The organism is Phenylobacterium sp. (genome assembly GCF_036502675.1).
Classification (GTDB): Bacteria; Pseudomonadota; Alphaproteobacteria; order Caulobacterales; family Caulobacteraceae; genus Phenylobacterium.
Genome location: NZ_DASXYF010000145.1, coordinates 1 through 11,140, shown reverse-complemented (window position 1 = coordinate 11,140; position 11,140 = coordinate 1). Strand labels below are relative to the sequence as shown.

The following is an 11,140-nucleotide window of genomic DNA, read 5'->3' as shown; positions in this document are numbered from 1 at the left end:
CCGCACCGTCACCTGCACGCCGGAAAGGCCGGTGGTGTGGTTGCTGGCCAGCCGCAGCTCGGCCACGCGGAAGGAGCCGGCGGCGACCCGGGTCGCGGTGAAGCTGGGGACCGTCACGGAGCCCGCCGTGGTGGACGAGGCGACCAGGTCGTTGGCGGCATAGGCCGTGGTGTCCGCCGGCCGGGTCAGGGTGGTGGCCGGGTTGGCGACCGTCGAGGCGATGGCGATCGGCGTCATCGACGCCGCGCCCTGCACCGTGATCACGTCCGCGCTGGCCGTGCCCGCCGTGCCGAGGGCGGGCTGTTTGGCTAGGACGGAGCTGAGCCGTTGGGCGATCCGCTGCAGGCGACCGTTCAGGCCCGACGAGCTGGTGTCGGTGGACGCCGCGGTTTCGGTGACCGCCCCGGTGAGCGCCATCTCCGGAGAGTCGGAGGCGGTCGTGGTGCGGGTGGTGTTGGCCGTGGTCGCCCCCGAGCCGCCGGCGACGCCGTCCTGTCCCGAGATCGGCGCGGAATACAGGAACCTCGCCGCCGACATCCGCGCCGTGCCGAACTGATTCTCAGTGACGGTCGTGGGCGAGACCTCGTCGACCTCGGCCGTCAGGGCGGCGGCGGTCAGGCCTATCCCCGTGGCGTTATAGCCGTGCGCCGCGGCCCGCTGCATGTCCCAGCTGGTCCCGTTGTAGACCATGTTGCGGCCGGAGGTGGCGATGCCGTAGGGCCCGGCCGAGAAGGCGTCGCCTGGGGTATACGCCCCGATGGTGTGCACGACGGTCCCGTCCCAGCCGCCGATGACAACGGGTCCGCCCACCGGCGCGACGCCCTCGGCCACCCTGCCCTGGACGGCCAGGTAGGCGTCCGTCGCCGGAACGACGCGGGTGGTCGAAGCGGAGGTCGACCCGGCGCCGCCGGCGATGCCCGTCTGCCCGCGGATCGGCGCGCTGCAGGCGATGTTCGTCGATCCGGCGAGCTCCGTGCAGCCCGTGCGGACGTCGCCGGGCGCAACGGTGATCGGCCAATCGGCCCAGGCGGGGGCGGCCGGGCCGAGGGCGAGGCAGAAGGCGGCCGCCGTCGCCAGGCCGTAACGCCGCAGGGCTTTGATTGAAAGCGTTCGCATGGGGATCCTCAGATGATGCCGGTGGCGCTGGCGTTGATGATTTTGTTGGGGTTGGAGAGGTCGATGGCGCCCGAGGGCAGCCCGCCGGCCTGGATCAGGACGAGCAGCGCCTCGATGGCCTGCTGGACCGACGCGGCGCCGAGCTGGGCGAGGGTGTCGTCGAACGACACGCCGGCCGCCGAGCTGGCGCCGGGCGGCCCGGCGACGCCGCCGATCACCTGCACGCCGCCACCGCCGATCACTTCGTTGCTGGGTTGCAGGAGGATGACCTCGGTCGGCATCTAGAGGCCCGCCCTGACTTTGGCCGGGGAGATGAAGGTCCAGCGGTCGATATGCTCGCCCGGCAGGCGCACGTTCAGCTCATATGCGCCGTCGCCCGGGATCCAGCCGCCGGTGATGTCGTTCAGCACGATCCAGGAGACGCGGCCGCCGGCCTTCGAACAGTTGGCGCTGAGGTCGACCACGCCCTGGTGGGGGGTGCGGAACATCAACCGGATGTCGGACGTCTCGACCAGGACATCCGGGTGCAGCTTGTCGGCCAGGAAGAACTCGACGTAGTCGGCCCACCCCCCGGTGGTGACGATGATCGGGGTCTGGGGGTTGAATGCGACGGCCATCAGGTGAGCTCGAACAGGAAGCCGACCTGCGGGAGGGCCTGCGGAATGAAGCCGCCCTCCCCGTCGGGGATGGGGTCAGGGTCGGAGAACCCGGTCCAGATGATCGGGTCGTTGTCGTGGTAGCGGTTGGCCCGCAGCAGGTCGGCCGAGGCGCCCGACCAGAAGCCGACGCCGGCCGAGGTGATCTGGTTGTCCCAGCCGGTAGGCTCGGTAGGCCCTGGCAGGTCAGGGTTGCGGTCGAAGACCACCGAGACCAGGCCCTTGCAGTTGGCCGACTTGACGATGCCCGGAAAGATCAGCTGGTGGTCGCCCAGCTCCCGGGTGGCGGTCTGGCGCAGCGCGATCGCGCTGCAGCCGCGGTAGACGCGGGTGAAGATCGGTCCGCCGGCCACGTGATTGAGCGCCGGCGGGGCGGTGACATCACCGCCCGCCAACAGCTTGGTCAGGGCCGCGGAAGTGTAGCCCACCGTCGGCCAGGCCAACGATGTCAGCTTGCTCCAGCCTACCGGCGCCGTGAGGCCGTCGCCGAAGCTGACCGAGTTTACCAGGTAGGTGGACGCCACGGCCACCAGCGCAACGTTGCCGGCGACCGCGCCGGCCGGCCAGGCCAGCACCGGGTTGTAGCCGGATGGGCTGGCGATCGCGTTCGCGCCCACCAGGACGGCCGGAGCGGCCCTGGCGACCATCAGGGAGGCGGCGCCGGGACGCATTAGCTGCCCCGCACGAAGACGCCGTCGTAGACGGGCGCGCCGACTGTCTCGTCGGTGCAGGTAAGGATGACCAGGTCGCGGGCGGCGGCGGCGGTCGACCATTCGGGGACGCCGCCCAGCCACCGGATCGTGATCGCGCTGAAGTCGGGGACCTTGTTCCCGCCGGCGCCTTGGGTGACGCCCAGGATCGACGTCCAGCCGCGATGGGAGCTGGTCGGCCGCAGCAACGCGCGGCCGGTGACGCCGATCGTCCACTCGGCGTTCCAGCCCAGGCCCATGTCCCAGGGGACCGTCGCCCCGTCGACCAGGTTCTGCGGAAGCGCCGCGTCTGCCTGACCCTTCGGGGTGATGAAGTGCGTGTCGTTGGCGGCGGCCCGGATCTCGGCCGTTGTCGCCTTGACGAAGGTCGCGGCCGAGGCCGCCGCGGCGGCCGCGGAGCCGGCGGCGGCGGTCGCCGAGGCGCCGGCCGCGGCCGCGGCGGCCGTGACGCCTGCGATGGCGTCGACGGCCGCCTGCAGGCCCGCGAACACCGTGCCGACGTCGGCGCACAGGGCCGGGAAGTTGACGACGTGGCCGTTGCCCGCCAGGCCGCCCGGGTTGGCGACGCTCACCTCGCCGGAATTGTAGTAGGCGGTGGTCAGCCGCTCGAGCGCGGTGCTCATGCAAGGATCTCCCGGAAGGTGGCCGCGACGGTGTTGAGGCCCGGGTAGAAGAACTTCGGCGACGGCGGCGTCGCGAAGGTTGCGGGGAAGACCTCGCGCACCAGGCTGGCTGGGTTTTCGATGTCGGGGATGAACAGCACCGTGTCGGTGGTCCGCACTTGGGCGGCGGCGTCGGCGAGGAAGAAGGCTTCGTCCTCGGTCAGCGCGTCCCAGCCGATCGTCAGGCTGCGGCGTGGATCCCGGCGCTCAGGGAAGTTCCGGCCGGAGGGCGCCTCATCGACCTGGTCGCGGGACAACAGGTCGAGGGCGCGCCCGCGGCTGAAGTTCATCGCCGGCGAGAAGCCGGACGAGATCCACAGCCCGCCGACGTCGATGCAGCCGCGCGGGTTGAACCTGTCGTCGAACTCCAGGCGGCCGCCGCCGTAGATGCCCGCCGGGACGGCGATCGGCAGGTGGCGCTTGCGCAGCGCCAGCTTGGCCGGATCCTCGTGGCCGAGCCACCAGGCCGGATCCAGCCAGTCTAGATCCATGGAGTCGTGCAGGCGCGGCGCGACCTGGATCCAGTCGGTCTGATAGGCCGGCGCGGCGAAGGTCCCGCCGACCGCGCGCAGCGTCAGCCGGTAGTAGGCCGCGAGCGAGAGCGTGTGGAACAACAGCGCCACCAGGCTCATCGGCTGGGGCGGCGCCAGGGTCCACTCGAACTGCGTCGAGGCCAGGTTGGTGATGTCGAACCACCGGGTCGGCCGCGAGACGTAGGCCGCGTCCTTCTGCATGTTGGCCAGCGGCAGGCCGGTGCCGCACAGGCCGCCGGAGAGCGCCGCGGTCCGGGCCTGGTTTCTGTAGGAAAACGCCCCCTTCGCCATGATCAGCCCCACAGCGTCCAGGTGCGCTGTTCGCGCTTGGGGCGCATGGGCTCGACGCCCATCAGCAGGAAGGTGTCGTCGATGCTCCGCGGCGGGTAGACCAGGCCGATCGTCCGGCCGAGGTCCAGGGCGGCGGTCTCGTCGTTCTCGGCGGTGATCACCCGCCAGCCCTGGCGCGCGCGTCCATCCGGGCGCAGGCCGAACAGCGGCTTCAGCAGCTCCAGCAGGGCCAGCGCCTCGGCCTCGGTCCGGATGGCCGTGGGGATCTCGACCTTGCGCCAGGCCGCGGGCCCGCGGGCTTTGAGAGCCAGGTCCTCATAGACCGCCCAGCGATACTCCTCGGCCAGGCGCTCGGCCGAGGGCGTGTCCTTCAGCGCCGGGGCCAGGTCGGCGCCGGCGAAGGTGGTGAAGATCCGGCCCCAGCCCACCCGGATCTCGCCGGCCGGCAGCGGCGCGCTCTCGTCGGCGGCCAGGTCGATCACGTCCAGGGCGGCCAGGTCGTAGTCGGCGATCGCCTTGGGCGGGCCGAAGGCGACCTTCTTCCAGATCCCCTGGGCGTCGGGGGCGATCGCCGCCAGGCAGGACGCGCCCAGCTGGGCGACCACCTCCTCGGCGTTAGTGGCGTCGGCCACATAAATGCCCACCACCGGCCCGGGCGGATTGGCGATCGAGGCGTCGATCCGCTCCGGCGGCACGCCCATGCGGGCCAGCACCCGGGCGGCGATCGGGCCGGCCTGGTCGACGTAGCCGCCGGCCGCGTCGCCCTTCAGGCCGAAGGTCACCTGGCCCACCGGCTCGCCGTTGATCTTCACGAAGCCGCGCGCCACGTCGGTCAGCGACTGCGCTGCGTCGAGGGCGAAGGTGTCGAAGGCCGAGCCCGTGGCATCGCCGCGATAGGTCAGGCCGGCGTTGTCGCCGCGGTCGAAGATCTGGATCTGGTCGCCGACCGGGCCGTCGTGCAGCTGGTAGACGCCGGCGCCGGCGTTGACCTGCGGCGACGGCAGGTGGGCGTCGAGCAGGTTCCCCAGCGTCAACGGCTCCTGACGCCCCTTCAGACCGTCCGCCTCGCCCTCATAGAGCACGCCCACGCCGTCGTTCGAACCGGCGTAGACGTGCGTTTGAAGGGGGTTCGCGACCTCGGTCCGGTAGTCGTAGAGGCCGACCGTCACCCGGCTGACCTGGGCGGTGGCGTGCCGGTAGCCGGGCGTGGCGCAGGGCCCGCGGAACATCGGCGTGGCCGAGGCGAAGGGGGTGTCCTCGATCCAGCGCCAGACGCGGGCCTCGCCCCAGAGGTGGCCGCGGTAGGGGTCGAGCGCCTGGTCGGCGTTGCTGAGCGTCATGCCGCCGTAGCCCAGCGCCGGGCGCAGGCTGGCGACGTCGTCGAACAGCGAGCGGCGCAGCGCCGGGGCCTCGACCAGGCGATCGTCGAACACCGCATTGGGGCGATCGAGGTCGGCCGGCGAGAGCGGGCGGATGGCGCGGTCGGAGAACCGCAGGGTGGCCAGCTCGCCGATCGGCGAGGTGACGTCGACTTCGACCAGGACGACGACGCTCATGTCCCCGTCCTCTGCCGGTCGAGGGTGTTCTGCAGGGCGGTCTCCTCGGCCAGCTGGCGGAGCAGGTCGCTCTGCTGGGCCGCGCCCTCGGCGAGCGCGCCGATCGCGCCGCCCAGCCCGGCAAGCCCGGCGCCGACCGAAGCGCCGAGCGCTGCGAGGGCCGCTTCGTTCTTCTTCTGGCCTTCGACCAGCTCGGCGACGATCGCCTCGCGCGACCGGTCGTTCGCCGCCACCAGGCGGTCGGTCTGCGGCTCCATGGCGGCGCCGTACATCGCCTTCAGCGTCGGCAAGTTGATGATGTTCACCGGCTGGCCGCCGGCGGCCGCAACCGCCGCCGGGTTGGTGTTGGCGGCGATCGCCGCCAACGTCGGACCAAGGCCGGTGATGGCGTTCACCACCGGGTCCTTCGTGGCGCCGACGCCGCCGCCTGCGCCGACCAGGCCCTGCACGCCGCCGGTGATCTCGTTGTAGAGCGCCAGGCGCTGCTGGGCGCTGGAGGTGGCGGACCGGTCGGCGGCCAGGGCGCGGTCGCCGTAGCTGGTGATGTTGCTGAGGGCGTCGGCGTCGCCGGTGCGGGCCTGCGCCAGCACGCGCCTGAACTGCGCCACGGCCTCGTCCCTCGCGGCCTCGGGAGACAGCTCGGCCGAGGGCGAGACGGCCAGCTGGTCCAGCCAGGCCTGCAGGCGCGGTCGGGCTTCGTCGAAGGCTTGAGCCGCGGTCTTCACGCCGCTGGCCAGCTCCTGGAACAGGGCGTCGAGCTGCAAGGCCTCCAGCTGGTCGATCTGCCCCAGGGTGTCCGGCGAGATCAGCCCCTGCGAGATCAGATCCTGCGCCTGGGTGCGCTGCGCCGCGGACGCGTCGCGGATCTGCTTCTCCTGGTAGGCGGCCGGATTGGTGAGTTGCAGCAGCTGATCGCCGATGCCACCGGCGAAGGCCTGGGCGTCCTGCAGCCGCTTGGTGGCGTCGGAGACCGCGTTGGCGAACTTGGCCAGGGTGTCGTCCAGCTCGAGCTGGTTGAGGCGCTCCACCTTGGCGCCAAGCTGGGCCAGCTCGTCGGCCGTGTAGTTGCCGGCCGCGGCGAATTCGGCGACCTGCTTGGCGCGGTCGGCCTGGGCGCGCTGCAGCTGGGTCAGCGCAGCGCCCTTGGGGTCGGTCAGCTGCTGGATGGCGTCGTCGATCGCCTGCGAGAGCGCGTGGGCCTGGGCGAACTGCTGCAGGGCGGCGGAAACGTCGTCGAAGCCCTTGCCGGCCGCGACCATGCTCTCCACGAGCTTCTTCTGGGTGTCGGAGACGTATGTCGCCCCCTCCAGCATCGCCTTGAAAGCGGCCTCGGCCGCGGCGGCGGGGTCGCCCTTTGCGGCGAAGACGGTCTTGCCGCTGGCGGTGTAGATCTGGCTCTCGTCGCGCGAACCGATCACCAGGCCGCGGATCTCGTCGAGGTTGGCGATGCCGGACGCCTTCAGCGCCGCCTGCATCTGCACGATGGTCTGGCCGGACTGCTTTACGGCGTTCTCGGTCTCTTCGTCGCGGCTCTTGCCCGTGATCGCGCCGGTGACCAGGTCGTAGCCCGCGCCCTTGTTGGAAGGTTTCTGGAAGGCCTTGGCCAGCACAACCAGCCCGGCGACCACGCCGATGATCGGCGCCAACGGACCCAGCATGGCGCTAAGCCCCGCAACGCCCATTCCCAGGCCGCCCAACGCACCCGTGCCGCCGGCGAGGATCATGGATCCGCCGATGGACCCGAGGCCGCTGGCCAGCACGCTGGCTCCCATGCCGTAGGACAGGCCGGTCGATAGAGCCCTGCCGGCCTTCCCGCCGACCAGGGAGCTGACGACGCCGGCGGTGGTCAGGGCGCCGCCGGCGAGGCCGTGCTGGGCGAACGAAGCCTGCACCGTCTGGAGGGTGGCCTCCAGGCTGTCGAGCAACGCCGCGAAATCGTGCCGGCGCCAGGCGTCCTTGAAGCCGCCGATCGCGTCGACCGCGTCGCTCATCGCGTGGGCCAGGTCGGTCGCTTCGCGCGCTTGCGCCAGCACGGCGGCGTGGGTCTTCTTCAGGGCGTCGAGCTGCACCTGCAGGATCTCGACCTCGTTGGCCGACAGGCCGAGCGCGGCGGCGTCGTTGATCTGGCGCTGCAGCGCCGTCTCGGCCCGAGCCTGTTCGGATCTCAGGATGGCGACGTTCGCCACCGCCTGGGCGTAGGACGATTTCAGCAGCTCGGCCTGCGCGCGCTGAATGTCCTCCGCGCCTTGGGCCCGCGCATCGTCGAGCTCGTACTGGGCCTTCACGGCGTCGGCGCTTTCCTGCGCCTGCTGCTCGTAGGCGGCGATCTTCTCCTGCTCGGTGACCGCCCGCTGCTGGATCAGGCCCGTGACGGCCTGCTGTGCCTGGACGGCGCTCAGCGCGAGGACCAGTTCCTTCTTCTTCGCCACCGACAGACCCTTGTCGTCCAGGATGCCGGCGATCTGCTGGTCGACGCCCGCCTGCCGCTCGGCAAGCTCGGCGGCGAGGATCCGGCGCTGAAGGTCGGCGCGGACGTGGACGTCCTGGGTGATGCCGAGCGTGGCTTGGAGTTCCTCAGCCTTCGCCCGCGCCAGGGCCTGCGCGATCTGCGCATCGCGCTCGTCCGTCGTGTCTCTGGGGGCGGCGTGCACCCTCGCCGGCTTGCCGTTCAGCGCGATGTTGTCTTTCTTCCGCAGCTCCAGCTCTTGCTGGTCGAGCGCCTTCAGCCCGCGCTCGATCTGCTCGCGATCTACGCCGGTGTCGTTGAGGTGCCTCTGCAGAAACACCCGTTGTTCCTGCAGGTCGCGCATCTGCTTTTCGTAGGGGAGCGCGGTGTCGAGGACCTTGCCGACGGAGTCCTTGTTGGCGCTCGGGCCGACCGTCGCCTGGATGGCGAGGCCCATGGCCTGCGCGCTCTCATTTCGTAGGCGATCAGCTTTGAGCGCCTGATCTTCGCCCTTGTAGGCTCCTGAGATGGTGCCGAAGAAGCGTCCGAGGCCGCCTAGAAATGAAGGGTGCTCAATGTCCCGGATTTGGGTGTTGGCGGCGGCGACCGCGGCCAGGCCGCCGGCCGCGGCCGCCTCGCGTCGAGCGCTGGCGAGCTTCAGGGTGCTGTCCGTAACGCCATCGATCACGGCGCGCATGTCGCTCATGGCGTTGGTTAAGGTCACCTCGGCGGCGGCGACGCCCTTCGTCAGGCGTTCCTGCTCCTGGAAGCCTCTGACGACCCCGTAGACAGCAACGCCAACCGCGCCGGTCGCGGCGATCAACCCGCCGTACTGACCGATGAGCCCGAGCACGCCGCCGCCGATTTGTGCGAGCGCGGCCTTGAAGGTCACGCCGCGCGTCGACGCCTCGGTGAACACCTGCGCGATCTGGCCGCCTTGCGATGCCAGGATCATCATCGGGTTCGCGCCGAGCGCGGCCATGGTCGCCACGTCGTTCAGCTGGCGGCCGAGATTAAGCATCTCGTGGCTGGCGAGCTTGCCGCTCGCCGCCATATGGCCGTGCGCGATCGAGGCGTTGTTGATCGCGCCCGCCGTGAGCGCGCCTTCGGCCGCCAGGTGCTGCAGGCTGCCTGCGCCGGCGGCGGCCTGGCTGGCGACCTCGGTCAGCTCGCGCCCGAGAATGGAGGCCTGCTGGCCGGCGACCTTGCTGTCCTCCGCCAGCTTCGCGACGGCCGACGAGGTCTTGGCGGCGGACGCCGCCGTGGTCTCACCGGCCGTGCCAAGCTCGCGGACGGCCTCGGTGGTCTGCTGGACTGCGGCGACGACGGGCGCCTGCTCCGCCTCCATCCGCATGCGGGCGACAAAATCGCTCATTTGCGGGCCGCCCGGTCTTCAGCCCAGGCGTCGATCGCCTCGGCTTCCATCTCGCGCAGGGCGGCGAAGTCTTCCCGGCTCGGCTCGAGGCCGGCCAGGCGGGCGGCCACCTCGGCGGCGGCATAGTCCAGGCTGGTCTTGATCCAGATCGCCGACGACATGGTCGACAGCGACAGGGTGCGCCATTGCGACCAAGCCGCCATCGCCCACCGGACCACCAGGTGGTTGTCCGGATGTATCGGGTAGACCTGATCGGCGAGCTTGGGCGTGAAGCGCTCACGGATCTCCGCGAGCTGCGCCTCGCTCGCCTCGGCCCAGCGCGCGTCGTCCAGTACGCGCTTCAGGTCGCTGTCCTGCCAGGCGACGTCGTCGATGCGGCCGACCGCTAGGAGGCGGGCGGCGCCACGGCGTTTTTTGAGGGCGCCCCGGCCGCCGCCTCGTAGTAGGCCTTCTGCAGCGCCGAGCGCACATACTGGCGCGAGAGCAGCAGCCCACGCAGCTCGGAGGTCAGTTCGCCCTCCTCGGCGCCCAGGCCGATCCACATGCCGTTGAGCCAGGCGTTGATGTCGGCCGGGCCGTCCTCGCCCACCACTTTGCGGTTGAGGCTTTCTGTTTCCTCGGGCGTCAGCAGCCGGATCCGCGCGGTGAACACGGACTCCTTCACCGTGCCCCCGTCCTGCGGCTCGGACACCGTCACGGGCCAGTCCACCTCGAACGGTTGCTCGAGGCTCTTGAAGTCGAACTTGACGGCCATGGAACATGGTCTCCCTGCGAGGTTGGCCATTGATGGGCGGGCCGCGCGAGCGCGCGCCCCGGATCGGGGTCGGCGCACGCGCCTAGGTGAAGACCAGGGCGAGATCGTTGTCGGTGACGAGCGACGAGGGGTTCAGCTCGAGACTGAAGTCGGTGACGTCCTGTTCGTTGTCGCGGCCGTAGCCCGGGTCGACCACCTGGCCGCGCCCGCTCACCGTCGCGATCCGGCCGGCGACCGTGTCGTGGGTGAACGACCAGGTCTGCTGGGCGCCCGACTTCCACAGCGTCTCGAAGTTCAGCGCCGAGGGCAGCGGCGTGGTCAGCTTGACCTTGCCGGTGAAGGCCCGCTCGCCCAGAAGCTCCACGGACTCCTGCCCCGGCAGGTCGAAGAACTTCACATTGTCCGACTGGTCGAAGGAGAACTCCCGCAGGCCCAGGCTGGCGACGGCCGCGAAGGTGAAGGCCGTGGCGCCCTGCGCCACCGGCCGCGCGTCCTGCCAGTCGGTGAAGACGGCGTCGGCGTGCGCCAGGGCGGCGCCCGTGGTGACGTCGGTGTGCAGGCCCTTGCCGGTCACGGTGATCATCGGCCGCTGGCCGGCGGAGAGCTTCAGGCCGAGCCGACCGCGGAAGCCCACCACCTTGTGGCTGCGGCGATCGTCGCGCCACACCAGGGTCAGCGAGGGCGAGGCCTTCGGGTTGGCGACCAGGGCGTAGGACGCCGAGGTGACGGCCACCAGGGTCTCCGCCCAGCCGCAGGCCAGCAGGATCGGGCCGAACTTCGGCGCGGAGCCTACGGCGGCGTTGCCGATCAGCGGGATAGAGAAGCTGACCTCGACGTACTCGCCATAGGTCCAGCTGGGGACCGGGCCCACGCCGGGCTTGGCCGGGTTCGGCTTCACCCGCTGGCCGGTGAGCTTGTAGGTGATGTCCTCGGCCAGGACGGTGTTCGCGGCGACCGCAACAGGGTCGACGCCGTAGGTGACTTCGGTCTTCGCCCAGAGCAGCTGGCGGTCCATGGGGGCTTACTCCTGGGGCTCGGCCG

Annotated in this window: 12 protein-coding genes; 1 reads left to right on the top strand and 11 read right to left on the bottom strand. The window is 71.0% G+C overall.

From position 1 onward, the window contains the following. The 9 genes from VGL30_RS18755 to VGL30_RS18715 form a co-directional block, all read right to left on the bottom strand. Positions 1–1,116 (bottom strand): hypothetical protein (locus VGL30_RS18755; RefSeq protein ID WP_331541557.1); only part of this gene is annotated, 1,116 nt, incomplete at its 3' end. An 8-nt stretch (positions 1,117–1,124) separates the two neighbouring features. Next, on the bottom strand, positions 1,125–1,397 hold the full coding sequence (locus VGL30_RS18750; RefSeq protein WP_331541556.1) for a hypothetical protein: 273 nt from the start codon (positions 1,395–1,397) through the stop codon (positions 1,125–1,127). Further along, positions 1,398–1,733: a hypothetical protein gene (locus VGL30_RS18745; protein WP_331541555.1), complete on the bottom strand. Its 336-nt coding sequence runs from the start codon at positions 1,731–1,733 to the stop codon at positions 1,398–1,400. Further along, the gene (locus tag VGL30_RS18740; protein WP_331541554.1) at positions 1,733–2,443 is read right to left on the bottom strand and encodes a hypothetical protein; all 711 of its coding nucleotides are present in this window, start codon (positions 2,441–2,443) and stop codon (positions 1,733–1,735) included. The genes VGL30_RS18745 and VGL30_RS18740 overlap by 1 nt, the downstream gene beginning before the upstream one ends. Continuing rightward, entirely contained in the window at positions 2,443–3,105 is a 663-nt protein-coding gene (locus VGL30_RS18735; RefSeq protein ID WP_331541553.1) for a hypothetical protein, read from the bottom strand. Before VGL30_RS18735 ends, VGL30_RS18740 begins: the two co-directional genes overlap by 1 nt. Next, positions 3,102–3,968, bottom strand: a complete 867-nt coding sequence (locus VGL30_RS18730; protein WP_331541552.1) for a hypothetical protein — start codon at positions 3,966–3,968, stop codon at positions 3,102–3,104. Before VGL30_RS18730 ends, VGL30_RS18735 begins: the two co-directional genes overlap by 4 nt. A 2-nt stretch (positions 3,969–3,970) precedes the next feature. Further along, positions 3,971–5,524, bottom strand: a complete 1,554-nt coding sequence (locus tag VGL30_RS18725; protein ID WP_331541551.1) for a hypothetical protein — start codon at positions 5,522–5,524, stop codon at positions 3,971–3,973. Continuing rightward, positions 5,521–9,345, bottom strand: a complete 3,825-nt coding sequence (locus VGL30_RS18720) for a phage tail length tape measure family protein (RefSeq protein WP_331541550.1) — start codon at positions 9,343–9,345, stop codon at positions 5,521–5,523. The genes VGL30_RS18725 and VGL30_RS18720 overlap by 4 nt, the downstream gene beginning before the upstream one ends. Continuing rightward, positions 9,342–9,563 (bottom strand): hypothetical protein, encoded by a 222-nt coding sequence (locus tag VGL30_RS18715; protein ID WP_331541549.1) that lies wholly within the window; start codon positions 9,561–9,563, stop codon positions 9,342–9,344. The genes VGL30_RS18720 and VGL30_RS18715 overlap by 4 nt, the downstream gene beginning before the upstream one ends. Before the next feature lie 15 nt (positions 9,564–9,578). Here VGL30_RS18715 and VGL30_RS18710 point away from each other — a divergent pair, with 15 nt between their 5' ends. Continuing rightward, entirely contained in the window at positions 9,579–9,734 is a 156-nt protein-coding gene (locus VGL30_RS18710; RefSeq protein WP_331541548.1) for a hypothetical protein, read from the top strand. Here VGL30_RS18710 and VGL30_RS18705 read toward each other — a convergent pair. Beyond that, positions 9,731–10,099: a hypothetical protein gene (locus tag VGL30_RS18705; RefSeq protein WP_331541547.1), complete on the bottom strand. Its 369-nt coding sequence runs from the start codon at positions 10,097–10,099 to the stop codon at positions 9,731–9,733. The two genes, VGL30_RS18710 and VGL30_RS18705, sit on opposite strands and share 4 nt — an antisense overlap. Positions 10,100–10,181: 82 nt before the next feature. After that, on the bottom strand, positions 10,182–11,114 hold the full coding sequence (locus VGL30_RS18700) for a hypothetical protein (protein WP_331541546.1): 933 nt from the start codon (positions 11,112–11,114) through the stop codon (positions 10,182–10,184). Positions 11,115–11,140: the final 26 nt, after the last annotated feature.

Excerpts from the sequence above, each read along its gene's own strand:
- VGL30_RS18740 (WP_331541554.1), bottom strand. The coding sequence starts at position 2,443 with ATGCGTCCCGGCGCCGCCTCCCTGATGGTCGCCAGGGCCGCTCCGGCC.
- VGL30_RS18730 (WP_331541552.1), bottom strand. The coding sequence starts at position 3,968 with ATGGCGAAGGGGGCGTTTTCCTACAGAAACCAGGCCCGGACCGCGGCG.
- VGL30_RS18750 (WP_331541556.1), bottom strand. The coding sequence starts at position 1,397 with ATGCCGACCGAGGTCATCCTCCTGCAACCCAGCAACGAAGTGATCGGC.
- VGL30_RS18705 (WP_331541547.1), bottom strand. The coding sequence starts at position 10,099 with ATGGCCGTCAAGTTCGACTTCAAGAGCCTCGAGCAACCGTTCGAGGTG.
- VGL30_RS18735 (WP_331541553.1), bottom strand. The coding sequence starts at position 3,105 with ATGAGCACCGCGCTCGAGCGGCTGACCACCGCCTACTACAATTCCGGC.
- VGL30_RS18710 (WP_331541548.1), top strand. The coding sequence starts at position 9,579 with ATGTATCGGGTAGACCTGATCGGCGAGCTTGGGCGTGAAGCGCTCACG.
- VGL30_RS18725 (WP_331541551.1), bottom strand. The coding sequence starts at position 5,524 with ATGAGCGTCGTCGTCCTGGTCGAAGTCGACGTCACCTCGCCGATCGGC.
- VGL30_RS18720 (WP_331541550.1), bottom strand. The coding sequence starts at position 9,345 with ATGAGCGATTTTGTCGCCCGCATGCGGATGGAGGCGGAGCAGGCGCCC.
- VGL30_RS18700 (WP_331541546.1), bottom strand. The coding sequence starts at position 11,114 with ATGGACCGCCAGCTGCTCTGGGCGAAGACCGAAGTCACCTACGGCGTC.
- VGL30_RS18745 (WP_331541555.1), bottom strand. The coding sequence starts at position 1,733 with ATGGCCGTCGCATTCAACCCCCAGACCCCGATCATCGTCACCACCGGG.